Source organism: Roseivirga sp. E12 (genome assembly GCF_017592825.1).
In the GTDB taxonomy this organism is placed as follows: domain Bacteria; phylum Bacteroidota; class Bacteroidia; order Cytophagales; family Cyclobacteriaceae; genus Roseivirga.
Map to the genome: position 1 here is coordinate 248,174 of NZ_JAGFMD010000005.1, position 26,360 is coordinate 274,533.

28 protein-coding genes, 1 tRNA gene and 1 riboswitch are annotated in these 26,360 nt (G+C 40.7%); of the genes, 17 read left to right on the top strand and 12 right to left on the bottom strand.

Features of this window, described 5'->3' with window-relative positions; all coding sequences use genetic code 11:
- The first annotated feature begins 83 nt into the window (after positions 1-83).
- A riboswitch (SAM riboswitch) is annotated at positions 84-208 on the top strand.
- Between the two features lie 142 nt (positions 209-350).
- From metX to J4E76_RS13485, 5 genes are all read left to right on the top strand, one after another.
- Entirely contained in the window at positions 351-1,421 is a 1,071-nt protein-coding gene (metX, locus tag J4E76_RS13465) for a homoserine O-acetyltransferase (protein WP_208504975.1), read from the top strand.
- On the top strand, positions 1,418-2,695 hold the full coding sequence (locus J4E76_RS13470; protein WP_208504977.1) for a homoserine dehydrogenase: 1,278 nt from the start codon (positions 1,418-1,420) through the stop codon (positions 2,693-2,695). Before metX ends, J4E76_RS13470 begins: the two co-directional genes overlap by 4 nt.
- Positions 2,696-2,821: 126 nt before the next feature.
- Positions 2,822-4,123, top strand: coding sequence for an NADH:ubiquinone reductase (Na(+)-transporting) subunit F (gene nqrF / locus J4E76_RS13475; protein ID WP_208504979.1), 1,302 nt, complete (start codon positions 2,822-2,824; stop codon positions 4,121-4,123).
- A 215-nt stretch (positions 4,124-4,338) separates the two neighbouring features.
- Positions 4,339-5,781 carry a T9SS type A sorting domain-containing protein gene (locus tag J4E76_RS13480; protein WP_208504981.1) on the top strand — a complete coding sequence of 481 codons (1,443 nt, stop codon included), beginning with the start codon at positions 4,339-4,341 and terminating at the stop codon, positions 5,779-5,781.
- 105 nt (positions 5,782-5,886) lie between these two features.
- A complete protein-coding gene (locus J4E76_RS13485) occupies positions 5,887-6,993 on the top strand; it encodes a formimidoylglutamase (protein ID WP_208504982.1) in 1,107 nt (368 codons plus the stop codon).
- Positions 6,994-7,215: 222 nt separating this feature from the next.
- On the opposite strand, the gene J4E76_RS13490 is transcribed toward J4E76_RS13485, so the two are convergent.
- From J4E76_RS13490 to J4E76_RS13520, 7 genes are read right to left on the bottom strand one after another with little or no spacing between them, the layout of a single operon-like run.
- Positions 7,216-7,617, bottom strand: coding sequence for a hypothetical protein (locus tag J4E76_RS13490; RefSeq protein ID WP_208504984.1), 402 nt, complete (start codon positions 7,615-7,617; stop codon positions 7,216-7,218).
- Entirely contained in the window at positions 7,614-8,945 is a 1,332-nt protein-coding gene (locus J4E76_RS13495) for a DUF58 domain-containing protein (protein WP_208504986.1), read from the bottom strand. Before J4E76_RS13495 ends, J4E76_RS13490 begins: the two co-directional genes overlap by 4 nt.
- On the bottom strand, positions 8,945-9,922 hold the full coding sequence (locus J4E76_RS13500; RefSeq protein WP_208504988.1) for a MoxR family ATPase: 978 nt from the start codon (positions 9,920-9,922) through the stop codon (positions 8,945-8,947). The genes J4E76_RS13495 and J4E76_RS13500 overlap by 1 nt, the downstream gene beginning before the upstream one ends.
- Before the next feature lies 1 nt (position 9,923).
- Positions 9,924-11,129 carry a DUF4350 domain-containing protein gene (locus J4E76_RS13505; protein WP_208504991.1) on the bottom strand — a complete coding sequence of 402 codons (1,206 nt, stop codon included), beginning with the start codon at positions 11,127-11,129 and terminating at the stop codon, positions 9,924-9,926.
- Entirely contained in the window at positions 11,126-11,824 is a 699-nt protein-coding gene (locus J4E76_RS13510) for a DUF4129 domain-containing protein (protein ID WP_208504993.1), read from the bottom strand. The genes J4E76_RS13505 and J4E76_RS13510 overlap by 4 nt, the downstream gene beginning before the upstream one ends.
- Positions 11,811-12,782 (bottom strand): hypothetical protein, encoded by a 972-nt coding sequence (locus J4E76_RS13515; RefSeq protein ID WP_208504995.1) that lies wholly within the window; start codon positions 12,780-12,782, stop codon positions 11,811-11,813. Before J4E76_RS13515 ends, J4E76_RS13510 begins: the two co-directional genes overlap by 14 nt.
- Positions 12,766-13,728, bottom strand: coding sequence for a stage II sporulation protein M (locus J4E76_RS13520; protein WP_208504997.1), 963 nt, complete (start codon positions 13,726-13,728; stop codon positions 12,766-12,768). The genes J4E76_RS13515 and J4E76_RS13520 overlap by 17 nt, the downstream gene beginning before the upstream one ends.
- 41 nt (positions 13,729-13,769) lie before the next feature.
- Between J4E76_RS13520 and J4E76_RS13525 the strand changes: the two genes are divergently transcribed.
- The 3 genes from J4E76_RS13525 to J4E76_RS13535 are packed head-to-tail and all read left to right on the top strand — an operon-like array spanning position 13,770 to position 15,386.
- Positions 13,770-14,480 carry an RDD family protein gene (locus tag J4E76_RS13525; RefSeq protein ID WP_208504999.1) on the top strand — a complete coding sequence of 237 codons (711 nt, stop codon included), beginning with the start codon at positions 13,770-13,772 and terminating at the stop codon, positions 14,478-14,480.
- Entirely contained in the window at positions 14,477-15,121 is a 645-nt protein-coding gene (locus J4E76_RS13530; protein WP_208505001.1) for a hypothetical protein, read from the top strand. The genes J4E76_RS13525 and J4E76_RS13530 overlap by 4 nt, the downstream gene beginning before the upstream one ends.
- Complete coding sequence (locus J4E76_RS13535) at positions 15,117-15,386, top strand: cytochrome b5 domain-containing protein (protein WP_208505077.1); 270 nt, start codon at positions 15,117-15,119, stop codon at positions 15,384-15,386. Before J4E76_RS13530 ends, J4E76_RS13535 begins: the two co-directional genes overlap by 5 nt.
- Positions 15,387-15,452: 66 nt before the next feature.
- Here the strand turns inward: J4E76_RS13535 and J4E76_RS13540 are convergent, their stop codons facing one another.
- Both J4E76_RS13540 and J4E76_RS13545 read right to left on the bottom strand, forming a co-directional pair.
- Positions 15,453-16,871, bottom strand: coding sequence for an alpha/beta hydrolase (locus tag J4E76_RS13540; RefSeq protein WP_208505003.1), 1,419 nt, complete (start codon positions 16,869-16,871; stop codon positions 15,453-15,455).
- Between the two features lie 83 nt (positions 16,872-16,954).
- Positions 16,955-17,068, bottom strand: coding sequence for a hypothetical protein (locus tag J4E76_RS13545; RefSeq protein ID WP_370592809.1), 114 nt, complete (start codon positions 17,066-17,068; stop codon positions 16,955-16,957).
- A gap of 281 nt (positions 17,069-17,349) precedes the next feature.
- On the opposite strand from J4E76_RS13545, the gene J4E76_RS13550 reads away from it, so the two are divergent.
- The 6 genes from J4E76_RS13550 to J4E76_RS13575 all read left to right on the top strand — a co-directional run bounded on the left by J4E76_RS13550 (position 17,350) and on the right by J4E76_RS13575 (position 21,231).
- Positions 17,350-17,808 (top strand): hypothetical protein, encoded by a 459-nt coding sequence (locus J4E76_RS13550; protein ID WP_208505005.1) that lies wholly within the window; start codon positions 17,350-17,352, stop codon positions 17,806-17,808.
- Between the two features lie 232 nt (positions 17,809-18,040).
- Complete coding sequence (locus J4E76_RS13555) at positions 18,041-18,874, top strand: N-acetylglucosamine kinase (RefSeq protein WP_208505007.1); 834 nt, start codon at positions 18,041-18,043, stop codon at positions 18,872-18,874.
- An 8-nt stretch (positions 18,875-18,882) separates the two neighbouring features.
- Positions 18,883-19,695, top strand: coding sequence for an N-acetylmuramic acid 6-phosphate etherase (murQ, locus tag J4E76_RS13560; protein WP_208505009.1), 813 nt, complete (start codon positions 18,883-18,885; stop codon positions 19,693-19,695).
- A complete protein-coding gene (locus J4E76_RS13565; RefSeq protein WP_208505011.1) occupies positions 19,692-20,048 on the top strand; it encodes a hypothetical protein in 357 nt (118 codons plus the stop codon). The genes murQ and J4E76_RS13565 overlap by 4 nt, the downstream gene beginning before the upstream one ends.
- Before the next feature lie 3 nt (positions 20,049-20,051).
- A complete protein-coding gene (locus J4E76_RS13570; RefSeq protein WP_208505013.1) occupies positions 20,052-20,618 on the top strand; it encodes a hypothetical protein in 567 nt (188 codons plus the stop codon).
- 241 nt (positions 20,619-20,859) lie between these two features.
- Positions 20,860-21,231: an endonuclease domain-containing protein gene (locus J4E76_RS13575; RefSeq protein ID WP_370592806.1), complete on the top strand. Its 372-nt coding sequence runs from the start codon at positions 20,860-20,862 to the stop codon at positions 21,229-21,231.
- Positions 21,232-21,390: 159 nt separating this feature from the next.
- Here the strand turns inward: J4E76_RS13575 and J4E76_RS13580 are convergent, their stop codons facing one another.
- The 3 genes from J4E76_RS13580 to era are packed head-to-tail and all read right to left on the bottom strand — an operon-like array spanning position 21,391 to position 24,197.
- Positions 21,391-21,987 carry a SprT-like domain-containing protein gene (locus J4E76_RS13580; protein ID WP_236017464.1) on the bottom strand — a complete coding sequence of 199 codons (597 nt, stop codon included), beginning with the start codon at positions 21,985-21,987 and terminating at the stop codon, positions 21,391-21,393.
- A gap of 5 nt (positions 21,988-21,992) precedes the next feature.
- Complete coding sequence (der, locus tag J4E76_RS13585) at positions 21,993-23,300, bottom strand: ribosome biogenesis GTPase Der (protein ID WP_208505015.1); 1,308 nt, start codon at positions 23,298-23,300, stop codon at positions 21,993-21,995.
- 9 nt (positions 23,301-23,309) lie between these two features.
- Complete coding sequence (gene era / locus J4E76_RS13590) at positions 23,310-24,197, bottom strand: GTPase Era (RefSeq protein ID WP_208505016.1); 888 nt, start codon at positions 24,195-24,197, stop codon at positions 23,310-23,312.
- Between the two features lie 94 nt (positions 24,198-24,291).
- Between era and J4E76_RS13595 the strand changes: the two genes are divergently transcribed.
- From J4E76_RS13595 to J4E76_RS13605, 3 genes are all read left to right on the top strand, one after another.
- Positions 24,292-24,364, top strand: a tRNA-Met gene (locus J4E76_RS13595).
- 165 nt (positions 24,365-24,529) lie between these two features.
- Positions 24,530-25,267 (top strand): hypothetical protein, encoded by a 738-nt coding sequence (locus J4E76_RS13600; RefSeq protein WP_208505018.1) that lies wholly within the window; start codon positions 24,530-24,532, stop codon positions 25,265-25,267.
- Between the two features lie 268 nt (positions 25,268-25,535).
- Complete coding sequence (locus tag J4E76_RS13605; protein WP_208505020.1) at positions 25,536-26,360, top strand: universal stress protein; 825 nt, start codon at positions 25,536-25,538, stop codon at positions 26,358-26,360.

Below are 26,360 nucleotides of genomic sequence, written 5' to 3' on the forward strand. Positions count from 1 at the left end.
TTTGAGATTTTTCTTTGAAACTTCAACAACGGCTACTACGTTTGCAGCATCAAGTCATTCATTTCCGTATCAGGAAAAGGATCGATTTATAAAGAAGCGTGGAGAGACTGGCTCTTTGAAGCGCTAGCAACCATTCCGACAACCATCGGAAAAGGTGCTAAATCCAGATCCCAAAGGGTGTCGAGTGACATTCGGGAGAATATAAATTGGTAAGTATGCGTAATTCCATTTTTCGACAATCATTGCATCTATTAAGTTCAGAAGCCCTGAGCCCAAGCAATATTCTGTGTTCTATTGGGAGAATTCTCTCTTAGTATTTCAACCCATCTTTTCATTAAAAAAGTATCATCATGTTGAAAGACACTAAAAAAGCTCATTTGGGTCTAAACCCTCTTGAATATTCACAACCTGAGTATTTCTTTACCAATTCTCCTTTTCCTTTGGAGAATGGCAATGAACTTCCAGAGCTAAGGATTGCCTACCACACCTTTGGTCGGGTGAATGAAGACCGAAGCAACGTGGTTTGGGTATTTCATGCCTTAACAGCCAACGCTAACCCCCTAGAATGGTGGCCAGGATTAATTGGTGAAGATGACCTTATCAATCCCAAGGATCACTTCATAGTTTGCGCAAATATTATTGGTTCATGCTATGGCAGTACTGGACCGAAGGATTTTGACATTCGCAATGGCGAGCGATACTTAAGGGACTTTCCTAATCTGACCATTCGTGATATTGTGAATGCCCATCAGCTATTGCAAGCACATTTAGGCATTGATGAGATCTGGTTAGGCATTGGTGGGTCAATGGGTGGCCAACAAGCTTTAGAATGGTCAATACAAGACAAGAGACTATTCAAACATTTAGCATTGGTTGCTACATCAGCTAAAAGTTCACCATGGGGCATCGCCATTCGAGCAGCTCAGCGTATGGCCATTGAGTCCGATCCTTCATTCTACTCATCCTCTCCGAAAGGAGGTTGGAAAGGGCTCGAGGCTGCAAGGGCAATGGCTATGATTTCTTATCGAAATCACGAAACTTTCAACAGTAGTCAGCAGGACCCCGAAGGGCAACTCGACAATTTTAGTGCTGAGAGTTATCAACGATATCAAGGCGAAAAGCTAGGTAGGCGCTTCGATGCCAGAACGTATTATACCTTGAACAAGGCCATGGATACCCATGATGTAGGTCGAGGAAGAAGAGGCATAGAAAATGCCCTAAGTCAAGTAAAGGCCAAAGTGCAGGTGATCGGCATAACCGGAGATTTACTCTTTACCGAAGCCGAGCAGCAACAACTTCATTCAGCTATTCCAGATGCGAGGCTCAACTTTGTACCATCAAAATACGGTCACGATGGTTTCCTGGTAGAGGCCAAAGGTATCAGCAACATTCTTCAAAACTTTTTAAACGTACACCAATGAAAAACATTAGAATAGGTCTCTTTGGCTTTGGCTGTGTAGGCCAAGGACTCTATGAAACGCTCAATGGATCCAAAAACTTCTCAGGCCAAATCAGCAAAATCTGTATCAAGAATCCGGATAAGCCAAGACCTCTAGACTCCAAGCTATTTACCACTAAAGCAAATGATATTCTGGACAATCCGGAGATCGATGTGATTGTGGAATTGATAGATGATGCCGATGCGGCATTGGAGATAGTGACCCTGGCCCTAAAAAGTGGTAAGTCAGTAGTTACTGCCAATAAGAAAATGGTTGCAGAGCACCTCGCAGACTTAATCGAACTTCAGGCAAAAACAGGAAGCGCTTTACTCTATGAAGGTGCCGTTTGTGGCAGTATTCCAATCATTAGAACATTGGAGGAGTATTTTGGGCATGAGCCATTAAACGAAATCAAAGGGATATTCAATGGTTCTACAAACTACATTTTAACCAAGATATTTGAGGAAAACCTGAGCTACGAAACTGCTCTACTTCAAGCGCAATCCTTGGGTTTCGCAGAGACTGATCCTACACTCGATGTCAAGGGCTTTGATGCAAAATATAAGTTGAGCATTCTTCTAACCCATGCCTTCGGCATTCATGTGCCTCCTAACCAGATAGTCAATCTGGGGATTGATCATTTGAAGGCAGCTGACTTGGAATATGCCAGAGAGAAAGGTTTCACCATAAAGCTTATTGCCCAAGCAAAACGCATCGCTGATAAAGTGTATGCTTTTGTGTCTCCACAGTTTATCAAGCCCGAACATAGTTTAGCCTCAATTAAAAATGAATTCAACGCTGTCACTCTGAATGGAGAGTTCTGTGACGATCAACTCTTCATTGGTAAAGGTGCAGGAAGTCTACCTACCGGGGCAGCTGTTCTGTCAGATATTTCGGCACTCAGTTACGATTACAAATATGAATACAAGAAGCATTACAACTTGGGAAGACTCCCTTTTACGAACGATTCACTGCTTGAGGTTTATGTGAGTTTTGACAACCCTCATGAGATCGACCTAGGAGATTTTGAAAGTATACAGCACAAATATTTCAGTTTTGACCACAGTTATGTGGTAGGAAAGATGTGTATCAACAATCTATTAGATGAGAAATGGTTAAACAATCCTAAAAACAATCTTGTTCTTTGCGCAAATGGCACAGAAAACACATTAGGAAGTCTTTGTGTCAAAGGGCTAAGTGCTGAAATCGAGGAGTTAAAAAAAGGTCAGCAATTGCTTGAAAAAATCACCGTATAGGAGCTTTTTTCATCGCACATCTTTTTTCCAAAACGCCTACTGATTTAAGCTTTTAGTCAATATATTTGTAGCCCCGATAAGTCGGGGTCTTTAGATTCAAATTATTGATTTAAAATCGATTAATAGATGTCATCTATCATAATTACGTCAATCGTTGCGTTCTCTGCAGTCATCCTTTTACTAGTGTTGATTTTGCTTTACGCTCAATCAAAATTAGTTCAGTCCGGAGATGTGAAAATCATCGTTAACGGAGACGAAGCAAATCCGATAGTAACAGCAGCGGGTTCTACCTTGCTTAACACGCTATCTGGACAAAAAATATTTTTACCGTCAGCCTGCGGTGGTGGTGGTACTTGTGCCATGTGTAAGTGTACTATCAATGAAGGTGGAGGAGACGTTCTTCCTACTGAAGTTGGTCATTTGAGTCGCGCTGAGCAGAAAGAAGGCGTTCGCCTTACTTGCCAGGTAAAAGTGAAGAATGACATGCGCATTCACATTCCAGAAGAAATCTTCGGTATTAAGAAGTGGGAATGCGAAGTAGTTTCTAACTACAACGTAGCATCATTCATTAAAGAATTTGTGGTTAAGCTTCCTGAAGGAGAAACTCTCGACTTCGAAGCAGGTGGATATATTCAAGTAGATGTACCTCCGGTTGTTTGTGACTTTAAAGACATGAACATTGAACCACACCCAGATGACCCTGCTGGTCCAGATAAATTCAAAGAGGATTGGGATAAGTTCGGTCTTTGGGATCTTCAAATGGTGAACAAGGAAGAGATCTTCCGTGCCTATTCAATGGCTAACCACCCTGCAGAAGGTAACATTGTGATGTTGAATATTCGTATTGCAACTCCACCTTGGGACAGAGCCAATAACAAATGGATGGATGTTAATCCTGGTATTTGTTCTTCATATGTATTTACTAGAAAGCCTGGTGATAAAGTAACGATCTCTGGTCCTTACGGTGAATTCTTCATTAAGCCAACCGAAGAAGAAATGCTTTACATCGGTGGTGGTGCAGGAATGGCCCCAATGAGATCTCATTTGTTCCACCTATTCCACACCCTTAAAACCGGAAGAAAGGTTTCTTACTGGTATGGTGGACGATCTAAGAGAGAGCTTTTCTACTTAGACGATTTTACAAAAATTGAAAAGGAGTTTCCAAACTTTAAATTCCACCTTGTACTTTCAGAACCTGTACCAGAAGACAACTGGGTAGAGAAAAAGGCAATGGAAGATGAAGGAGATGGCTTTGTAGGCTTTGTGCATCAGGCCGTGATTGATCACTACCTAAGTAAGCATGATGCTCCTGAAGAAATCGAATTCTACTTCTGTGGACCTCCAATGATGAACGCAGCAGTAATTAAGATGTGCGAAGATTGGGGTGTACCTGACGAGAATGTCGCGTTTGACGACTTTGGAGGATAGTTTCTATCCAAAAAGACAATAGAAACCTTTGGGCTTAAGTGTTCAAAGGTTTTTTTATGCACTTTCTAAATACAGTATTGAGTCGTTCACACCTATTCAAATCATTTTCAATTACACTTTATGTGTTTTAACAATATCAATTAATACTTTTTAGGTTTCTATTTAAAGAAAATGAGTTATTAGAATAAACAATTACTCTCTTAAAATATAAACACATGAAAAGACATCTACTCATCGCATTTCTAGCTCTTATCAGTTTCGATTATGCTCATTCACAGACCATTCATATGTCAGGCTATCATAACGGTCCCTACCTTGAATACTGCCCCAATACCGAAACCGAAATGACATTCTTTGCCAGAGATATTTTTCAAAATAAAATACATGGTAATCTGCAATACTTCTTCTTCGTGGATGGCGTTTCAAGGAATGACATAGCCATTGAGTTTGATAACGACCCCCTAGGACCAACATATGGTCCCTTTTTAACCCTTCATACGGATAGCAACAAAGAATCTAAGTTTAGGATTAGGCGCTTTATAGGAAACAACGCACAGGGAGTACCTCAATGGGTGGATGGCTTCGGTTTTCAAAGCAATAATATAGTATTAGAAGTTAGGTTTAAGGGTAATGGGCCTTTTGCCTCATGGAAAACAAGAACTTTCAACTTTCGAACAAGAGCCATTCCTCCAGGCAAGGCAGTTGTAGTAGGAACCAACGATTTGCTTTTTTGCTCACCTGGCGAAATAAAGAATATTACGCTTCCAAACTTTCCTGTAGGCGCCACTAATGCTGCTTATTGTAATTGGCATCATGGGTGGACATGGGAATTACCAGCTGGTTGGAAGGTAACAAGTACAACTGGCGACTTATCTACAGCGACCAATACTTACACCACTCATTCAGAAACAGTCAAAGTACAAGCTCCAAGCGGCTTATTATTGCCTGGTACACTAAATGTTCGGAGTGAAGATGCGTGGCCTTACCCTGTTAATACTCAAACACAGATTAATGTAGGATCACCAAATGTTCCAGCTAACCTGAGTTACAACTTCTTAGTGGATTTTCCTGCTTCAATCTGTTATGATAACAGTGGAAACAACCTTGCAACATTTATTGCTGAGACTCCTTTCTTTGGTTCATTACCTACTTCCTATGAATGGCAGTCTAATGCAGGAAATGTACTTTCTTCTACCACAACAAATCCCACAACGACAATACAATTTAATAATCCTGGTACAGGTCGTTACGTGAGAGTAAGAGCAGTTAATGCCTGTGGAACATCTCCTTGGCTGACAAAGTATTTTGATCTTACCTACGATCCTTGGGGTTGCTCCGGAGGAGGACTAGGTGGGGGTATTGGTTTTGGTATTGACACAGACCTGAACGTATATCCCAATCCAGCAATAGATCAAGTGCAAATAGAGATAGATGAACCCGAAAGCCTAATAAAAGAGCTTGAATCCAAACAAATTGAAATGCGCTATAGCTATACCCTTATCAATAATGATCAGCGCATAGTTCATTCTAAAATAACTAACTCTCCCAAGTATAAATTGCCGTTGGATCAATTGCCTGATGGAATTTATATCCTTAGAGTGGTAAGTCCTGCAGGTACAAAGACCGAAAGGATTCTAGTTGATAAATCAAAACGTTGACGATTTTGAACCAAATAAAAAAGCCCCGACAAGTCGGGGCTTTTTTATTTGGTTCAAAAATTCTGCTAGAATGTCCTATCTTTATTTTAGCATTCATCGCACTCTATGAACCTCAAACTATTTTTCACTCCGCTCTCTTCAGAATACGATTTACCTGCAAATGCCCTTGGCAAAAGTGTTAATCATTTACAGGACGAAGATTTCGATATTTCTAAAATGGATTTGGCCATTATTGGTATCAATTCAAGAGGAGAAGCAGACTTAATCCGCGCTAAACTATTTGCCCTTAAGCGCAGTGCCGCTACCTATCGTATAGCAGATCTGGGAAACATTCAGTCTGGAGAAGACGAGGAGCAAACACAGGCAAGAATTCGTGAAATCTGCGAGTTTCTAATGTCTCAAAGAGTCATTCCTGTAATGATTGGTGGCAACCAGGATTTAGCCTTAGGCCAATTCAAGGCCTATGAAACTGCCAACAAACTAATCTCTGTCGCCAATGTAGATGCCTTTATGGATATGGAGGAAGAAGCTGAATCTTCGGCTAACTTTTTAAACGCATTGCTTCTGCATCAGCCTAACTTCTTGCTCAACTATAGTCATTTAGCTCATCAAACCTACCTTATTGATTCGGCTATGTTAAAGGCGCTTGACAAGCTCTACTTTGAGTCTTTAAGGCTTGGCGAAATTAGGTATGATATCAAACAAGCAGAACCCCTGATTCGCATGGCAGATATGCTGACTTTCGATATCTCTGCTATTCGTTCATCCGATGCTCCTGGCAACCCCAAGGCTCAACCTTTCGGACTGTCTGGAGAGGAAGCCTGCCAACTGAGTTGGTATGCCGGGATTAATGAAAAGATGACCTCAGTTGGTTTTCACGAATACTATCCTTCATTGGATGATGATGCATTAAAGACTGCCTCTGTAATGGCCACTATGATCTGGTATTTTATTGAAGGCTACTACAACAGAAGAGACACTGGCCAGTTTAACTCTGACAATTATACCAAGTATACCGTAAGTTTTGAGGGAACCGAAGATACCATGACTTTCTACAAGAGTAATCTATCAGATAAGTGGTGGATGCTTGTTAATTATGGTGAACGAATGATGGACCGTGCCTATATTCCTTGTAGTTATGAGGATTATAAAGGTGCCACTCATGGCGACTTTCCTGAAAGATGGATCAAAGCCCAGGGTAAGCTAATCTGATAGGCGTTTAACGAAAAACCCCCATTCCATCTGAATAGGGGTTTCTACTGGGTCATTAAAATAAAAATGATCTTAAAAGCACTTTATCTTTTAAATGACTAACAATAAAATATCGACTATGATTGCGATAACAGTTATAGTACGCTCTATCTTATGTTAACCCTACCTCGCTGGGAGCGAAGTCTGGTAGTGCTTACAAGTCAGATTGCTATTTGATAACGCCTATTTGTCAAAAGGAAACAAGTCAAAGGACCTCGCTCCGAAGCTGTTTCTATGATATTTGGCCAGGCAGTATTGTTCAAACTGTGTGTCGAAATTATTACTACCACCTTGTGCCTTAGCCGGATATGGACTCTCTTTGCGAAAGAAATAGACCTTGGTAGATCCGAGTTTGCTATATGGCATTAAATCAGCGTAACGCTCCATCTCGCTCCAAAGAGTATCTGTGGCAGTAACAATATAAACTCTCTCTACTGGGCCCGTATTATTCTGATTTCTATAAAGGTCTACCTCCTCAAAATTTGAAACAAAGTCGTTAAGTCCTGGTAATGAAAAAGTATTCCAAAGGGTGGCCACCACAATGATTACTGGAACCAAAACGAACCATCGCTTCTTCTTTTTCATATTAAGCCTCTTGATTTCAGTTCGAGGTATTTATTAATGGTATTGACGCTTAATTCTTTCGGGGGTGTTAGAATTGTATGGATACCGTGGGCCTGAAGTTCCTTTACGATCAATTTCTTTTCGAAGGCCAACTGCTCTGCGATCCCCTTAGTATAAACCTCCTCAAGGTCGATCGCCTTTTTATTAATCACTTTTTCTATCTCAGTATTCTGAAAGAAAATACAAACTAGTAGGTGCTGTTGCCTAATCTTTCTCAAGAAGGGTAATTGCCTTTTTAAAGCCGAAAGCGATTCAAAATTGGTATACAATAAAACCAATGACCGCTGAGTGACCTTTCTCTTCAGAGCGATGTACAATTTTGAATAGTCCGTCTCTTTATAGCCTGTCTTCTGCTTATAGAGGTGCTCTAAAATAAGGTTCAATTGCATATTGCGAGAAGAAGCAGGTAGTATCGAATTCACCTTTTGCTGAAAGGTTACTATGCCGGCCTTATCACCCTTTTTCAATGCAATATTTGAGATCACCAGACTCGAATTGATCGCGTAATCCAAGAGACTTAAACCCTCGAATGGCATTTGCATGACTCTGCCTTTGTCAATTACTGAGTATACCTGTTGGGAGCGTTCGTCCTGATATTGGTTTACCATCAAGCGGCCTTTCCTAGCCGTTGCCTTCCAATTGACTTTTCGGTAATCATCACCCGAAACATAGTTTTTGATCTGCTCAAACTCCATGTTATTACCAATGCGCCTAATCTTTTTTACTCCAAACTCTTGAAGCTGATTGGAAATGGCAAGCAGCTCATATTTCCTCATCTGAATAAATGATGGATAGACAGCCACACTTTGTACTTCTCCCAATTGGTAGCGCTTTCTTACGACTCCCAAAAATGTTGAAGCGAATACATTCACAAAACCAAAGCTATATTCTCCTCTCTTGAGAGGTCTTACATTGTAATCTATCTCCTTTACTTCACCAGATCCCAAATCAAGCTCAAATCGCTGACCTCTAATCTGCAGTTGTTCAGGAAGTTCGTCAATCACCTGAAGGTGGAGCGCAATTGGATACCTGTTTTCTACAATCAGTCTGACAGGATTGTCATCACCATTGGAGAACTTCTCCGTGCATAACCGCTCTAGTTCAATTCCATCCTTAACTCTGAAAAGCAAGAGTGTATCTATCACCAAACAGGCTAAGGATAGGTAGAAACTAACTTCCGCTATAATGGCAATCCAAGGCACGGCAAAGCCGACCACAAAGAGGAATACAAGCGCACCTGCGGCATAAAAGAATCTATTGGTAATATAGAAGGAACGGACTTGGCTCATTAACGAGGCACTTCAGTCTTGGCCACAAGTTGTTGAACGACCTCTGCAGGAGAGACGCCCTCCATTTCTTTCTCTGGAGTAAGAATTATTCGGTGCTTCAGGACAGGACCAGCTAAAAACTGAATGTCCTCTGGAGTAACAAAGTCTCTTCCTTGAATAGCCGCAAATGCTCGAGAACCATTAAGGAGTGCCAATGAGGCTCTTGGTGAAGCTCCTAAATAAATAGACTGATCGCTACGGGTTTGATTCACAATTTCGGCAATGTAGCCTAAGAGCTTTTCGTCCACTATAATGTCAGTCAACGTTTCTCGATAGGCGGCAATATCCTGCGCTGATATTACTGCTTCTATTTCATCTAATTGCTGTCCTTTTCTATTTGCCGCCTTCAGCAAAATCTCTGTCTCATCAGCCAGGCTTGGATAACCAATTTCTATCTTAAACAGAAATCTGTCTAACTGAGCCTCAGGTAAACGATAAGTTCCTTCTTGCTCAACAGGATTTTGGGTGGCAAGAACCAAGTAAGGCGCTTCCATTTGATAAGTATTTCCGTCCACTGTAATCTGACGCTCTTCCATCACTTCAAAGAGGGCAGCTTGGGTCTTCGCGGGGGCGCGATTGATCTCATCGATCAATACAATATTTGAGAAAATCGGGCCCTTCTTAAAGTCGAACTCGGAAGTCTTCATATTGAAAACACTTGTGCCCAAAACATCAGAAGGCATTAGGTCTGGCGTAAACTGTACCCTTGAAAAGTCTACAGACATACTTTTAGCCACCAACTTTGAAGCAAGGGTTTTGGCAACACCAGGCACACCTTCTAATAAGATATGACCATCAGCCAATACAGCGGTAATTATCAAATCAACCATCTGCTTCTGGCCCACTATTACCTTACCTATTTGCTCTCTAATCTTCTCTACTCCTTCTTTGAGTTTCGACAGGTCTACCCTGCTTTCAAATGATTCCTGGTTTTCCATATTATTCTATTCCGTAAAATGCGTTAAGCTGTTTTTCAATTTGCATCAACTCTCCTTCGTTGATTGCAATTCCATCCTCAACACGTTTAATAAATTCTAGTAAGCCATTGATTGATTTCCTCGATTGACCTGACTTATTGGTTAAATCAACGGCAAATTGCTCATCAAAATGGTCAGTCCTTAGATTGTAATGTCCTCTAACAAAGTCCTTCCAATAATTCACTCTTTTTTCAGCCAGCTTTCGATGATCACTCTGTCTGTAGTACAATCTACCGAGGGTTTCGACAAACTCAATTGACATATTCTTAAGCGGTGTAATTAGCGGGATGATACGCTGCCTTCGCTTAGATTCAAAGACCATAAAGATGATCACCGTAAACAGAAGGATAAAAAATCCCCACCTCAAAGCTCGGTTACTTAATATAACCCGCAGTGGCGTCTGTGCCTCTTGTCTTCCTAGTTGGTAGTATTCATTTTGGAAAACAACTTCATCTTCAGGCAAATGGCTTAGCATTGCTGCGGCAAACTCTGTGGTCTTTTCTGCAAGAATAAAGTAATTGGTAAAGGCCAGAGGCATGGTAGACAGATAGAGATTCCCTGACAGTTTCTTATAAGCAATTAACACTGGATCATCATCTTCGTTAACGGCCAACACTTCAAAGTTGTCTTTTTCTATTCGAGAGAAATAAGAAGTGGTTGCAACTTTAGAAAATGAGTACTCTCTTTTAGCATCATCAGGCAAATTCAGTGTAATAGTCTCTTCAATCTGGCCAGTCAGTGCTTCCTGAATGGCTCGAAAATCATAAATCAACTCTTCATCTTCCACCCTAATGTTAAAACCCAAAGAATCGGCCAAGGGGCCTTGGATATTTCTAGCACTCAAGAGTGCTGAGCCACCCGCAGCAATATGCTTCATTAAAGCGTTGAAATCATTGCCATCCATACCAATCCCATCTGCAATTATCAATGGGTTGCCCATCGGAGACTCTTCCAATGCCAACTCATAAAGCGTCCGGTACTCAGATTTTGGTGATGGCTGATCGAAGATGTCTTGCATGAGGTTGTGCATTGCGATACCTCCAAAAGGAATACTATGTGCCTCGTGATACGTAGTAAGCCAATTCATTTTTGCCGGTTTGAGCATCTCAGAGACAACATAAAGAGCTACAACCGCGATTAAGAATATGACATACTTCTTTTCTTTCATCCTATGGTCTTTGCATTTTGAATTTTGTCAAAATGATCTTTTGCCTCTTCCAGAATCACATCACTGGCTTCAAAATGACCGTACCAGGTATAGTCAAAAATAAAGCTGAGTCGTTCGAAGTCCTTTTCTATATTCTTGCCAGAAAGTTCGTATAGATAATCTCGATTCGTTTTTCCCTTTTTAACGGTCAGCCATTCTGCTTCTGCCAGTAGTTTTAAGGCATGCAGATAAGTCAATCGTACAGCAAAACGCCATTGTTTCTGTTGAATAGCATTGGCTATTTCTTGCTCGAAGTCAATTCCCAATAGCTGCTCTTCACTCACCTGATAGGGAAGTTTTTGAGCCTTGGTTGGCTTAAAAACAGTTGTTACCTCAATGCCAAAAATTTTGATAATAAAGAATACGAATGCAGCAAAAAGGCCAATCCTAAAGAGGATGTCAATTATGTTGGCCGTAGGACCGGTACCGATGACGCTTGCGTACCATTCTTGCAACCACCGCCAAATTCTCTCGAGTATTCCTTCTCGTTCGGGTTTTGGAAGCTCATATTGAAAATTCTTATCCTGTTGATACTCCGATAGCTTTTCTTGATCGAATTCGCGGATTTCTATTTGTGTCCCAGTACTATCTGTCTGCTGAGCAGAAGTTGAGAAAAAAGTAAAAAGACTTAAAAGAATGACACTAATAATCCTCATCAGACTCTTCCTCACCCTCGGTATCCATTTGCTCAATCTTAGTCATCAATCCTCTAGATTCCCTTCTTTCAACCAGATTAAAGTACTGAAAGGCAAGGGCGATGTAGACTAGGGTGTATAGAATTATTGTACCAAAGGATTCAAACACTGAAAAAAGAATACTCAGTGGATCATTCGTCATTAACTCATTTAGTGCCCCTATATCACCATCTTCCTGAATCATCGTGAAGGCTTCAAATCCCGTGACAATTCCTCTTGGCAAAGCAAAAACGAAATTTATGATATAGCCCACGATACCCACAACAACAACCAAACCAAAAGTGCTCAGCCACTTGCCTTTCGATAAAGTGAAAATCCTGCCAAAGGCATCGATTGGGTTAGTCTTTTCAAAGGCTATGATAGGTGTTCCTAAGAACATAACTGTTACGATGACCAGCATTCCGACCATTGCAAGAAATCCGAATAGTAAGGACAAGGCTCCTGCAGTTGCTGCAATGAATGAAAATATGATACCAATGATAAAGCCAATCATTGTAGCAGCAATAAGGAAAAGGATATTGAACCCTAGAAAATTGAAGAACCTACCCGAGAAGCCCTTCATTATATTACTCATTGAAATTTCCTTCGGTTCCAAGGTCTGATATTGAATCATATACCCATAGGTCACGGATGGTATTAAGGCAAGTGTAACCAAGATAGAGACCAATGATAATCCATAGGCACCAAGCAAATCAATAATATCATTGGCACTCAGTCCTTGAGGGTCCATAGCCAGAGCTAAGAAGCCACCAGAAACCTCGTTCATCAAAATACTGACGAGAATCAATACAGGCCCCGCAATCAGGATTTGTGCCTTTAAGTAAGGGGCAGCGTTTTCTCTGAGAAATGAGAAGGTAGCGTTCAGCTTATCGCTGAATTGCCTCTTTTTATAAAATTCCAGTTTACTGTTGAATCCCATTTTTGAATAACTTTCGAGGGTATAAGATAATGTAATAAATCATGAAGGCCAGCGAGCCAAGGATGATTGTTGCCTTAAGTGCATTCGACATACCAAACAGTCGCGTAACGTAAGACTCTAAAAAGCCAGCTAGTATAAACATAGGCACTAGGCCCAATACTACTTTGGCGCCAGTCAGCGCTCCCCTTCTCAAAGATTCCATTCGACTGTATGTCCCTGGAAAAAGCATAGAATTTCCCATGATAAGCCCGGCTCCTCCAGCCATTATAATAGAAATAATCTCAATGGTTCCGTGAATCCAAATCGTCAAAATCGAAGTCAACAATAGACCCTTAGAAAAGAAGAAGTATTGAAATGAACCCAGCATCACACCATTCTGAAAAAGAGCAAAGGCAGTTCCGAAAGAAGCAATAATTCCAAGTGCGAAAGCGAAGAATGAGACCTTAATATTGTTAATCGTAATCATAACGAACATATCAGTCTGAGCCATTTTACCATAAACACCAAGAGGCACCCCAGTTTCAATGTTATTGAGAGTCATATTGACATAGGAATCGCCTAAAATCAAACGAACAAAGTCGTTATCATGAGCAGCAGAAAATGCCCCTATAATACAAGCCCCCAGAAATATGAGCAGTGAGATTCTAAACTCTTTTCTATGCTGCCAAAAGATGAGCGGAAGTTCAAATTTCCAAAATTCTACAAACCGATTTTTTCGCTCCTTTTTATTCCTATAGATGTACTGATGCACCTTTGTAGAAAGGTTGTTTAGGTAAATTGTGATATCGGATTTTGGGTAGTGCGTCTTCGCATAAGAAAGATCATCCGTTAGCTGAATAAACAAGTCGGCCAGTTGATCAGGATCCTTTTTTGCATTAGCAGCAATGAGACTTTCGAACTCTTCCCATTTACTTATATTTGCCTTCACAAAAGCGGATTCTCTCATAAATTCGTAATTCAGCCAAAAATTATGCAATAATACTTCATATGCAAGCTGTCAGTATTCAAACCACTCAAAACATTCAGTTAGAATACCCCTTGGCAGGCATCGGAGAACGATTATTGGCTTTCCTTATTGATGCAGTTATCATATTCAGTATTTATGCCCTAATTAACTTTGTATTTGACCTGTTCAACATTATTCAAAGCTTGGCTGTAGGGGGTATCCTCGGACTAATCGTTTACCTCTATCGATTGCTATCGGAAGTATTTATGAATGGCCAAACCGTGGGTAAAATGGCCTTGAGCATTAAGGTGGTGAAACTCGATGGTAGCACGCCTTCATTTGCGGCTTACTTTCTGCGCTGGCTCTTAGAACCAATAGACTTTTTCATTGTTGGTCTGGGAGTACTATTTATCATCCTCACTAAGAATGGACAGCGCGTTGGCGACTTGTTGGCGGGCACTACAGTGGTCAAAATCAAGAAAATTACGGCCACCAATGTTCAAAACAAGATATTAATGGACGTGGTGGATGAAAACTACGAACCACAAATATTCGAAGCTGCAAATATCAGCGATGGCGAAGTTCAGATCATAAAAGATGCACTCAAAGCATTTAAAAATGATGCAGTAAAGAAACCAGTCGAATTGGTTGAGAGAAAGCTGAAAGAAAAATACAATATCCAAAGTGACCTCCCCACCGTAAAGTTTCTTTATACTCTACTAAGAGATCACACTTATTACGTTACCAGATGATATTGAAATCAATCAAGAAGCCCGCGTTGGGTATCCTGCTCTGTATTATTTCTTTTCAACTCACCATATATAATTCTCTTAATGCTCAAAGTAGTGTTGGGTTTCCAGAGTATTATGAAGAATCTGTTTGGGCTCCCAAACTCGATTCTTTGCGAGAGGCAATTGGCGGCAAAGTGACCTTTAAGAATGGCGATAAGTTTGAATTGGCCGCCCTCTTAGCCCTTTCTCATTATCCCCTCTTGCACGATCGAAAGGTTCAGATTATTGTCAAAAAATTACCTGGCGCGCCAGTAGAGGCCAGTTTTTCGATGTGGAATTTTGTAAAGCCCCGAAAGGGGAAAATTTACAAGATCAAAATTGAGGAAGGGTCATTTATGGAACGTCTAACACTCAACCAGCAGGTATCCGCCTTAGCGCATGAAATGGCACATTTTGTCCAGTATGATTCGAGAGGATACTTCGGCACCCTAACTACTCTAGTGGGCTGGTCCCTCTCTAAAAAGGCTCGTTCAAAATTTGAGAAAGGGGCTGATAAAATCGCTATCGAGCATCACCTAGGACCACAACTTCTTGATTTTGCCTTCTATACCAGCGATGAAGAAATCAGGCTCCTAATGAATCAAAAGAGTGATGCCAATTAAAACATACACTAGGGCTCAGCTTGCTTTAAGGAATGGACAAGACAAGGATGAAATCTGGGTCGCCTACCTAAGCAAAATCTATGATGTAACCGAGTCTAAACTTTGGAAGAACGGCAAGCACTATGAGCACTGGGCAGGTCAGGACTTAACTGATGAACTACCAGACGCTCCGCATACGGAGAAGGTCTTTGAGAAATTTGAGATTGTGGGGGAGTTAGGTGATTCTCCCTACGGAAAACCTGCGGAAAACAAAGTGATTGGGTGATTGGGGAAAAACTTGATGCCGCCTAGGAAGGTTATATTCTTAATTCAAAGTTCACCATTTTCAAAACTATCGCCAGTCAAAGCCTCTATCACTAGCTGCACAACCCAAGTTTGGTTGCTTTTCTGGATGCTCTAAAAACTCCTCAATAATGCCAAAATAACAAGGGTTGAAAGTGGAATGGCCATCAGTTGGAAACTCTACATAGAAAGCATTAGAAAGGTATTTCAAGGTTTCTTTAGCATAGGCTGGTGGCGTGATAGGATCAAATACACCATTAGCAAGTAGCGAAGGAATATCAGACGAAACAGGCTCACTCAAAATTGGTTCTTCTCTGAAAGCATGCCACGACTCTATCAACTCCTTACTGGGTGTAAAAAAAGCTGGGCCTGGATTGTTTAATTCAGGATATCTGGTCAAATCATCCAAAGAAGCTGTTTTAATTCTTCCACCACCATACTCATCATAAGCTACAAAAGACCAATGCATGGCTACGTTAATAACATCCATTGTCGCCCCCGCAACGGCAATGGCCCTATTTACCAACTCAGAATTACCCCCTTTTATAGCCGTTATTAGTGCGGGAAGTTGTTCAATTGTAGGTTTTGAATACAAATGTTGCTGTACCAACATCAACATATCTTGCGCATTGAGTACAAAAGGCTTTCCATTATACTTAGCGGTAAAGGGCTTAGATTTCAAGCCCTCAAGTACTTCGTAAAAGTCTTTTTTAAGGTTCGGATATTTTTTCAAGCATGACTTATCATTAGTACAAGCTTCAAAAACCATATGCAACGATCGCCTGAAATTGGTTGAAAAGTCAGCATAATAATTGATTTGAGGTGGAGCTAATGCTGCCATGATTGATGTCCGGACATTTTGAGGGAATTCTCTCATATAAGCTAAGGCAAATGTTGACCCATAAGAGGTGCCAAAGAGATTCCATTGTTTATAGCCCAAATGGACGCGCAATGCTTCTAGATCTTTTACGTTCTCAGGCGTGTTATAACCTGCTTGGTCGTGATCAACAGAATTCATTTCCACCTTGCAAGCATTTGCCGCTGCCAATAAGGCCTTCATTTCTTCGGCTGGTGATAGGTCTTGACTTACCATCTCAAACACTTCAGACCCAAGATCATCACAAACAGACGCAGAAAGCCCCGTTCCTCGTTGATCAAAAATGACAAAATCTCTATCTCTTCTTAATTGAGAGTTGCGCCAAGATCCTATTGTATAAGTAGCTGCTCCACCGGGCCCACCCATTAAATAAACTATTGGGTCCTTTTTCGGTGCTGAAGCATTTGCTTTTAAGACAACATAGGCTAACTCAATTTCCCTTGTGTTAGGGTCATTCCTGTTTTCTGGAACCTTTAGAAAACCGCTAATAGCGTTGGTTTCATTAGCGAATTGTGGAATAAAACCATCCTCCTGTGCTTGTACGCAAGAGAATGTTGTGAAGAGAACAAAAAGAGAGAGGGATCGATACATAATCGAATATACCCGCCATTAGAAGTCAGGTTGATATAAATGATGTCGACCACATTTTTTGATACGATTATCAATAAGAATCTCTATTCACTTGCATCTAATTTCTCCACTGCTCTCCATACCCTGAAGACATTTTTGTAGCACATTTTGGCAACATCTTCTTCGGTATAACCTCTCTTTAGGAATTCATAAATCAGATTTGGCTAAGTAGAAAAGTCTTAAAGTCCTGTTGGCAAGGAAGGTTAAGAACGGCCAGTGATAGAAAGGAATAATTTGATCTTCATAGTTAATGCTTTGTCTGAAGATAAGCAATGCCAACAATTATTGGAAGCAAGGCCATTTGAACGACTATTTCATTCATCAAAGGATATTACGAGTTATCGAAGAAATATACCAATTATCGAAGGGTCCTGTTCACTCAACGAAAGTGGAGAAATAACTTCTTGTATTTCATGACATTCGGATCAAAGTAAAGAACATGAAAAGATTCCAGCTACTAATTTTCATCCCAATGGCACTGTTACTGACCTACTGTGCCCCAAATAAAACTGAGCCCTTATACTTCAATGACGGTATTGTGAACCTAGCAGGTATGTGGGTGGCTAATGAGGAAAGCCCAACAGAGCTAGACATCCTCTTCGGAGTCGATTTAAATGAAGGTTCTACTGATGTGAGCATTATGGGAGAAACCGTTAAAGGTTATCAAATGCTGAGCAGAGGTAATCAGTTTATGATTGCATACGAAACCCTCGATGGCAGAAAGTTTAACATACTAGCCCAGATGAAAAATGAAAATGAAATGCGAATTACTCGAACAGAGGAAATCGTGAATGGTTTTATGCCTCTAGGCCAATTGGGAGAGAAGGTTTATCACTTGAAAAGACTTGATTCGAGACGTGCTTTTGTTGTTACATCAAACCTGAAGTCAAAGAATTAGAAAGATATTGGTTTGGGTTATTTATTAAAAAGGTGATTGGACAGGCCGTAGAGGCCTGTTCTTTTCATTTCAGTCAAGTGACAATTCTGTCAGACCATAATTCCATTACCTATTTCGCCTTTGGTATAATTTGTTGAATGAATACAGGGAAGTCTTTCGCTAATTGGAAAGCTCCTGTTACCCTTATAAATTCGTCAAACTTAGAAACCACAAAGCGTGGTAAAACTTTTCAATGAAGATACTGATTGCCGATAGTGGCTTTACAAAAACTGACTGGCGGGTTATAAGTGAGGAAGGAGATATTTCTCAGGCAAAAACCGCGGGCATCAACCCGTATTATCAGACGGAAGAAGAAATGCTAAAGGAGATTCAAAACCTCCACAATCAAGTACCCGAAAAAATTGATCGAATCTATTACTATGGTACTGGGTGCTCTTCTGCTACTAATAGAGACAAGATTGCCAACCTCTTAAAACGGTATTATCCGCATGCTGAAATTGATGTAAATCATGATCTCTTGGCAGCTGCGCGATCGCTTTGTGGAGATCAGTCTGGTATCGCCTGTATTATCGGAACGGGCACCAACTCATGTCTTTATGATGGAAAGAAAATTCTCGATAACGTACCTTCTCTGGGTTGGGCAATTGCAGATGAAGGCGGTGGCACCTATCTAGGCAAAGCGCTGGTAACAGACTACTATCGAAAGGATATGCCCAAGCACTTACGAGTGCTATTCAAAGAGGAGTTTGAACTGACCAAAGATGGTTTTCTAACAAAAATATATCAGGAGCCGATGCCAGGTAGGTTTTTAGCAAGCTTCGCGAAATTTATTGGCAAGCATGTATCAGATCCATATATGTACCAATTAGTGGCTCATGGTTTCGAACTTTTTATCACCAAAAACGTGATGAAATATGAGGGACATCAAGAACTACCTATCCATTTTACAGGTTCCGTGGCGTATTATTTCGGTAATATTCTTCGCGATGTTGCCATGAATAACGGACTTCAAATCAAACACATTACACAACAGCCCATTGCAGGGCTTACGCTATTTCACCAATAATTCATACAATGAACGTCACCGAATCAGAATCAAATCATAACGACCTCGAAAAGATGTCTGTGAAAGACCTACTCGCAAACATCAATCAAGAGGACCAATCAGTAGCCGATTCGGTGGAAAGAGTTATTCCACAAATTGAAGGCTTAGTATTAGAGATTGTTCCACGAATGCAAAAAGGTGGGCGCATTTTCTATATCGGAGCAGGTACTAGTGGCCGCCTTGGTGTTGTCGATGCCTCTGAATGCCCCCCTACTTATGGAGTTGAACATGGTATGGTAGTCGGGCTTATCGCAGGAGGTGATAGTGCCATTCGCAAGGCAGTTGAATTTGCCGAAGATGATACTGAGCAGGCATGGAAAGACTTGCAAGAGCATATGATTAATCACAAAGATATAGTCATTGGAATTGCAGCTTCTGGCAGAACCCCATATGTGATTGGCGGGATCAAAAAGGCAAAAGAGCACGGCATTTTGACTGGTTGTATAAGCTGTAATCCAGATAGTCCTTTGGCCTGGGAAGCCGAGTTTCCAATCGAACCCATAGTTGGGCCTGAGTTTGTAACCGGAAGCACTCGAATGAAAGCAGGCACTGCCCAAAAATTGGTTCTCAACATGATTTCAACCTCAGTGATGATTCAGCTCGGACGGGTAAAAGGAAACCGTATGGTAGACATGCAATTGTCCAACAATAAGCTGGTAGACCGAGGGGCAAAAATGATCATGGAAATGCTGCAGGTAAATTACAAGGTAGCCGAGCAATTGTTAAAAGAGCACGGTTCTGTGCGGAAAGTGATTGATTTTATCAAGAGCGATCAGCAATGAAAACTATCCATCTTACTATCAACTACGAGGTTTCACAAAAGGAGAACTTTCAAAAGTTTTTGGATAAGTTTCAGAGGGAAAACGGTCTGGTTTTCGACATACAAAGACTGGCCAGATATGAAAAATTTCGCGAACAGTTTCAGGCCAATATTCTAGTCCAGCTTTCGGCAAGCTCCAACGCTGAGCTAGTTTTTCAATCTCTTCAACTTGCCAATTTGTTCAATATGAATTCTGGAGGTAGTGTTTCAGTAATCGGGCCAGTGGAAAACGGAGAAGAGCTCGACTTCGAGGTTATCCTAAATCAAGACAAGCCAAACCAACCAGTCAAATGGGTACACATTCAGACTGTCTAGCCGATGCATAATATCGAACCTTATTATAACTGGCTGAAGTATTACAATGTAGCGGAAGACCCTAATTCTCCATATGATGGAAAGGAGTATAACTTCGATCTTTATTCAGAGAATATTTACGGCTACTATATTGATCCACACTGGGACTTTATGGGGTCTGAAACTCTTTATATTAAAATCCTCTTTACCGATTACGATCGTGGTTTTATCATTATAGAGTTTATTGGTGAGTGGAATGATGCTATCAACAATGATGTGATGTATTTAAAACGGAACATTATTGACCACTTCAACGGTTATGGTATTACTAAATACATACTGATAGGGGAGAATATTCTCAACTTTCATGGTTCTGATGATAGCTATTACGAAGAGTGGTTTGAAGAGGTGGAAGATGGCTGGATTACAGGTGTAAACTTTCGAGACTTCGTTCAAGACGAGATGAAAAACTTCAACATAGACAGCTATATCAACTTTGGTGGAGAACTGGATATTGTTAATTGGAGAACCCTAAAACCGCAGCTTTTCTTCGAAAAAATAGATCATATCATCGGTCACCGAATTGGTTAATTAAAAGATCCTCACTGCCTACTTTTCTCAGACAAACCACCCCTGACCCCTCTTAGCAGGAGGGGTAGTAGATCCACTTCATTGATGAGAGTACTGAAATCATTAGATATGAGGTCATTTTCATACGCTAACCAAGACTATTGCACATGGGGTGATTACAAAGCACTAATTACTCCCCTCCTTTTCAAGGAGGGGTTGGGGGTGGTTAATACATTCATTAAATTGAAGTAAACACATACAAGTGGGAAGAATTCACAACAGACTGGCCTTAAAAGAAAGGCGAAAACACTTGAGAAATAATGGCACTTCAGCCGAAGCCACACTATGGACGCTACTCTCAAATAAGCAATTAGAAGGTCGCAAGTTCCGAAGACAACATAGCATCAAAAACTACATTGTAGATTTCTATTGTCCTTCTGAAAAGCTAATCGTTGAGCTTGACGGAGATGTGCATTTCTCAGCGGCAGGAGTTCAATATGATCGAAAGCGCGATGAGGAGCTGAGAGAATTAGGCTTTAAAATCATCAGAATTGAAAATGAAGATGTCTTTTTGGCAACCATGGCAGTATTAGACAAAATTAAAAATGCTTTTACCACCCCTGACCCCTCCTAGGAGGAGGGGAATTGGATTCAATTTCTCAATCACGAATTTTCAAGTCATTAGATATAAGGTCGTTCCATATTCTGCCCGAGACCATTGATCATGAAATGATTTTACAAAGCACTAATTGCTCCCCTCCTTTTCAAGGAGGGGTTGGGGGTGGTTACTCATCTACTGCATTACTTCTACCTCCACTACCATAGGAATTAAATAACGCCTTTGACTATTCAACTCCAAGCAAACCGCCCTTGTTCTTTTCTCTTGAAGCTTACGAAAAGCCCTTGTTCTAAACATGAATTCTGTATCGAGTTCAAGTTCTTTCAAAGTAGTACCATCGATTTTAGACTCATCATATTCTGAAAGAACGGCCAGCAGCTTGGGGTCTGCCGAACTACTCGCTTTTGGGTTTTTCATATGCCTTGCCAAGACTCTCAGGATATCTTCCGGAAAGACTTCCGGTCTTAAGAGGGGCAACATCAATCGCTGAAAACACATCTTCCATTCGATACCATGGGGCTTCTGTCTTCCACGTGGATTATGAACCACGCGATGAGCGACTTCATGAACGTATGTAATCAGAAATTGGTAGGTATTCAAGTCCTCATTTACAGTAACGATATGAGACTTCTGATCTGGGTCATACCTGTAGTCTCCCAACTTAGAAGATCTTGATTTTGTAAGCTTAAAATCAAAAGGAAAATCCGACCAAAGTTGGTGGCAATAGTCAAGTGCACTAGCCGGCACCTTATCTATCAATACTTCTCTCAAAATGATTACTTTTTCCGAAAGACTAGTTTTATTGGCACCCCATCAAACTCGAATTTCTCTCTGATATTATTCTCCAAATAACGCTCATAAGGCGCTTTTATATATTGGGGAAGGTTGCAGAAGAAGGCGATTGTAGGTGAGTGAGTAGGCAGCTGAGTTACATACTTAATCTTAATATGCTTACCCTTGAGAGCAGGTGGTGGATAGTGCTCAATTGCGGGTAATAGTGCATCGTTCAACTGAGAAGTTGATATTTTTCGAATCCTATTTTCATAAACCTGAACGGCCATTTCAATCGCTTGAAAGATTCTTTGTTTCTCGGTCACCGAGGTGAAAATCTTTGGAATCCAGTTCAAATGACCCAATTTTTCCTCAAGGTCAGCTTTAAACTTGTTCATAGTATTTGAGTCCTTCTCGATCAAATCCCACTTATTGAGCATGAGCATGATGCCCTTCTTATATTTCAGAGCAAGGCTAATGAGGTTCATGTCTTGTGCCTCCAAACCTCTTGTACAATCAACCATGATAACACAGACGTCTGAATCTTGTAGTGCTTGCAATGCACGCATGACCGAGTAAAACTCTATGTCTTCGTGGACGCGAGACTTCTTTCTCACACCAGCTGTGTCGGTCAAGATAAAGTCCTTGCCATAAAGTGTGTAGTGAGTGTTAATCGAATCTCGAGTCGTACCAGCAACATCAGTCACAATGGTTCTTTCTTTGCCTAAAATGGCATTCATGAAGGAAGACTTTCCGGCATTAGGACGTCCTAAAATGGCGATGCGTGGAATACCGTCTTCGGGATTTTCATTTCCATCATCTTCGAAGTGCTTGACCACTTCATCCAGTAACTCCCCCGTTCCACTACCACTGGAAGAGGAAATGGGAAATACCTCACCCAAACCGAGCCCATAAAACTCGCTGGACTGGTAAGACCAATCTGCGGTGTCAGCCTTGTTTGCGGCAATAACAACTGGTTTTTTCAAGCCACGAACGATCTTGGCAAAATCTTGATCGAGTCCGGTTAGCCCATCATGACAATCGGCCATAAAAATGATGACCGAAGCCTCGTTCATTGCCTCTTCTACTTGCTCGCGAATAGCCCCTTCAAAAACGTCTTCAGAACCAGTTACATAACCACCTGTATCAATAACAGTGAAGTGTTTTCCTACCCACTCTCCATAGCCATAATGACGGTCACGAGTAACCCCACTTTCATTATCCATGATGGCTTGTCTTCTTTCTACCAATCGGTTAAAAAAAGTCGATTTCCCTACATTAGGTCTTCCTACTACCGCTACAATGTTTGCCATAATCTATATTCAATTAGAATATCCGAAACCCTTGAGTTTCATCTCTTTCTTACGCCAGTCTTCTTCTACTTTTACAAAGGTCTCCAAATGAACCTGCTTTCCGAAGAAAGTCTCCAGGTCTTTTCTAGCTTCAATTCCCACTTTCTTGATTGCCTCTCCTTTATGACCGATGATTATGCCCTTTTGGCTTTTACGCTCCACATAAATCTCTGCACGAATGCGGATGATTTTCTCATCTTCCTTAAATTCTCCCGTCACAACCTGACAGCTATAAGGTACTTCCTTTTTATAGTTCAAAAAGATTTTCTCTCTTATGATTTCGTCAACAAAAAAGCGCTCAGGTTTATCTGTCAAGGTATCTTTTGGGAAGTACTCGGGGTGTTCCGGAAGGTGTTTGACTATTGATTCAAAAAGTGATTCAATATTTTCCTTCTCCAAGGCTGATACTAAAATTACATCATCAAAGTCGAATAGCTCCTGCCAATAAGCAGCCTTGTCTTCCGCTTGACTTCCTTTTGAGAGGTCAATCTTATTCATAACCAAGATAACCGGGACCTTCTTGTCTTTCAGGAAATTGATCTGTTTTTCGTCTTCAAACTTCTCATAAAGATCGGCCACAAAGAGGATGACATCAGCATCTTCAAAAGAGCTATTTACAAAGCTCATCATGGAGTCATGAAGCTTGTATTCTGGCTTAAGAATTCCAGGGGTGTCAGAATAAATAATTTGGAAATCCTCTCCACTTAATACACCCATAATTCGGTGTCTAGTTGTCTGCGCTTTTGATGTTATTATTGAAAGCCTTTCACCCACTAGGGCATTCATCAAGGTAGATTTACCGACATTCGGTTTACCTATAATACTCACAAAACCAGCCTTATGTGGTTGATCACTCATTCATTCAGAAATTAAGTCGCAAAGGTACTTGTTTCGAATGGATTTGTCACCTACATTTGTAGCCCACTTCAGAAATCGTCTGAGGTTGATACATCGCGGGATGGAGCAGTTGGTAGCTCGTCGGGCTCATAACCCGAAGGTCGCAAGTTCGAGTCTTGCTCCCGCTACTCGGAAGGACACTAAGCAATTAGTGTCCTTTTTTTATGCTTAAAATAGCACTCAACACAGTTAATGGCTTAATAATCAATGACTCACGTAAGTTCGAGTCTCTGTCAGGGGTAAACCCGCCAAATCTCAATCAAAATTAGTAATAGTTTCTATGCAGTTCTAATATGGATTTCACACCTTATGCACGAATTAAAGGAAAGCGGATGAAAGTTGACCTGACTCAAATCATTGATGATGTTTTTAGATTTCAAATCAATACAATTGGCCTCAAGTTTCGAGAAGCCTCTACGATATTCATCGAAAACAAAAACGACTTAGAGCATTCTCAAAAAATATTGAAGCATACTGATGCATTGCTGTTCAAATTCACTCTTGCTGTTATCAATCTCGAATTCCTCTGGCAAATATCCGATTTAAAAAAGCCACTGGATCCGGTTAGGCTCAATCAAGAGCTTTATGAATGGAACAATGCGGATTCAATTATTGACTCCTTATTCTTAGAAAGCACAGTCATTCAGATAAGATCATTTATAGATTTTGCTCAGAAATTGAGCTGCATATGCCTAGGCTACACCAAGCCAATAGATGGAACCAAGGATTTCTATAAAATTCTTAGAAGAATGGATAGCGATAAGAGCAGGGAAATCGAGGACACATTTATGAAGGTCGATGAGTCATGGGGTAAAATTGTAAGGTCTATTAGAGATAAAATACTCCATTATGACTTGATCAGGACAAATCATGATCTCAGACCCTCAATTGCAGGCAAACATTACGAAGATTTTGGTCAAGGTTTATCGAACGATATGTTCGAATTCCTAATTGAACTTTGTGAGGACCTTTTTGAGGTCAAATGGATTCCTGGTACTTTGGAACAATTCCGATCCGAATTCAATAGATAACCCTCACTAAAAGCCTTTTTCACGCTGATTCCTGCAAAAGCAACCAAAGCTCGTGATACTCTCTTAGGCATGATTTATAGTTCGACATTTTGACCTTTCCCGCTACTCGAAAAATCAAGGAGTAAGATTTCTCTTACTCCTTTTTTATTTTAATAAATTTTCCTCAAAACATGATGATTATCATGTGCCTGTCTGACCCCAATCAGGCATTTCAACTTTGACATGAGGTAGCTTCATTACATCATTAACAGACTTAAAGGAGGTAATTATGAAAAAGCTACTTGTACCCGTTGATTTTTCCAATTGTTCTAAAAATTCCCTTAATAATGCCGCTCAAATAGCCGAACGAATGCAAATGGAATTACTGTTATTCCATTCCGTAATCGTACCGATAGGGTTAGCTGAGGGTGTTCCAGCAGGAAACGTTGGTTATGATTTTGAGGAACTTGAAAAAAGTTCGAGACAAAGGATTGAACAACTAATTAAAGAAACTCCAGCCCTTTTGAAGGTCTCTTATAGGCATATCATCCAATATGGATCACTTCATGAAAGCATTAATGAACTCTCAAAAGATGAGGACATTGCATTGATAGTAATGGGTACTCATGGAGCCAGCGGTTTGGCCAAAGTGTTGATCGGCAGTAACGCATATCATGTAATCAAACATGTGAAAGTTCCAGTGATTGCATTACCGGAAGATGCAAACATTAGTCGAATGAAGCATATTGCTTTGGCGGGTGATTATCGTAATGTACCCGATCATGACGCAATTCACCTGGTAGTAGATATAGTCAAGGCCTTTCTGGCTCAGCTACATGTCATCCATATTGACAAAGGGGATGTGCTAGTCAAAGAGCAAATCGACATTGCCAGAAGCATGGATAAATATCTCAAACACATCAATCATTCCTTTCATTTCAGAAAATTTGACGATGTGGAAGAGGGCTTATTAGAATTTGCCAAGGAGGCCAAAATCGAGTTGATTGCCATGATTTCTAAGCACCACAACTTGCTGGAAAGGTTAAGACATGGAAGCCATACTAAGAAGATGATTCTTGATATTCCCATGCCCATCATGGTAATACATGAATGA

What these genes read in the sequence shown, in the direction of transcription:
- J4E76_RS13495 (WP_208504986.1), bottom strand. Translation starts at nt 8,945, where the DNA reads ATGAGCCAAGTCCGTTCCTTCTATATTACCAATAGATTCTTTTATGCC.
- J4E76_RS13520 (WP_208504997.1), bottom strand. Translation starts at nt 13,728, where the DNA reads ATGAGAGAATCCGCTTTTGTGAAGGCAAATATAAGTAAATGGGAAGAG.
- J4E76_RS13505 (WP_208504991.1), bottom strand. Translation starts at nt 11,129, where the DNA reads ATGAAAGAAAAGAAGTATGTCATATTCTTAATCGCGGTTGTAGCTCTT.
- J4E76_RS13515 (WP_208504995.1), bottom strand. Translation starts at nt 12,782, where the DNA reads ATGGGATTCAACAGTAAACTGGAATTTTATAAAAAGAGGCAATTCAGC.
- J4E76_RS13565 (WP_208505011.1), top strand. Translation starts at nt 19,692, where the DNA reads ATGAAAACTATCCATCTTACTATCAACTACGAGGTTTCACAAAAGGAG.
- murQ (WP_208505009.1), top strand. Translation starts at nt 18,883, where the DNA reads ATGAACGTCACCGAATCAGAATCAAATCATAACGACCTCGAAAAGATG.
- J4E76_RS13480 (WP_208504981.1), top strand. Translation starts at nt 4,339, where the DNA reads ATGAAAAGACATCTACTCATCGCATTTCTAGCTCTTATCAGTTTCGAT.
- J4E76_RS13525 (WP_208504999.1), top strand. Translation starts at nt 13,770, where the DNA reads ATGCAAGCTGTCAGTATTCAAACCACTCAAAACATTCAGTTAGAATAC.
- J4E76_RS13510 (WP_208504993.1), bottom strand. Translation starts at nt 11,824, where the DNA reads ATGAGGATTATTAGTGTCATTCTTTTAAGTCTTTTTACTTTTTTCTCA.
- der (WP_208505015.1), bottom strand. Translation starts at nt 23,300, where the DNA reads ATGGCAAACATTGTAGCGGTAGTAGGAAGACCTAATGTAGGGAAATCG.
- J4E76_RS13470 (WP_208504977.1), top strand. Translation starts at nt 1,418, where the DNA reads ATGAAAAACATTAGAATAGGTCTCTTTGGCTTTGGCTGTGTAGGCCAA.
- J4E76_RS13530 (WP_208505001.1), top strand. Translation starts at nt 14,477, where the DNA reads ATGATATTGAAATCAATCAAGAAGCCCGCGTTGGGTATCCTGCTCTGT.
- J4E76_RS13600 (WP_208505018.1), top strand. Translation starts at nt 24,530, where the DNA reads ATGGATTTCACACCTTATGCACGAATTAAAGGAAAGCGGATGAAAGTT.
- J4E76_RS13555 (WP_208505007.1), top strand. Translation starts at nt 18,041, where the DNA reads ATGAAGATACTGATTGCCGATAGTGGCTTTACAAAAACTGACTGGCGG.
- J4E76_RS13605 (WP_208505020.1), top strand. Translation starts at nt 25,536, where the DNA reads ATGAAAAAGCTACTTGTACCCGTTGATTTTTCCAATTGTTCTAAAAAT.
- J4E76_RS13570 (WP_208505013.1), top strand. Translation starts at nt 20,052, where the DNA reads ATGCATAATATCGAACCTTATTATAACTGGCTGAAGTATTACAATGTA.
- J4E76_RS13550 (WP_208505005.1), top strand. Translation starts at nt 17,350, where the DNA reads ATGAAAAGATTCCAGCTACTAATTTTCATCCCAATGGCACTGTTACTG.
- J4E76_RS13500 (WP_208504988.1), bottom strand. Translation starts at nt 9,922, where the DNA reads ATGGAAAACCAGGAATCATTTGAAAGCAGGGTAGACCTGTCGAAACTC.
- metX (WP_208504975.1), top strand. Translation starts at nt 351, where the DNA reads ATGTTGAAAGACACTAAAAAAGCTCATTTGGGTCTAAACCCTCTTGAA.
- J4E76_RS13490 (WP_208504984.1), bottom strand. Translation starts at nt 7,617, where the DNA reads ATGAAAAAGAAGAAGCGATGGTTCGTTTTGGTTCCAGTAATCATTGTG.
- J4E76_RS13485 (WP_208504982.1), top strand. Translation starts at nt 5,887, where the DNA reads ATGAACCTCAAACTATTTTTCACTCCGCTCTCTTCAGAATACGATTTA.
- nqrF (WP_208504979.1), top strand. Translation starts at nt 2,822, where the DNA reads ATGTCATCTATCATAATTACGTCAATCGTTGCGTTCTCTGCAGTCATC.
- era (WP_208505016.1), bottom strand. Translation starts at nt 24,197, where the DNA reads ATGAGTGATCAACCACATAAGGCTGGTTTTGTGAGTATTATAGGTAAA.
- J4E76_RS13540 (WP_208505003.1), bottom strand. Translation starts at nt 16,871, where the DNA reads ATGTATCGATCCCTCTCTCTTTTTGTTCTCTTCACAACATTCTCTTGC.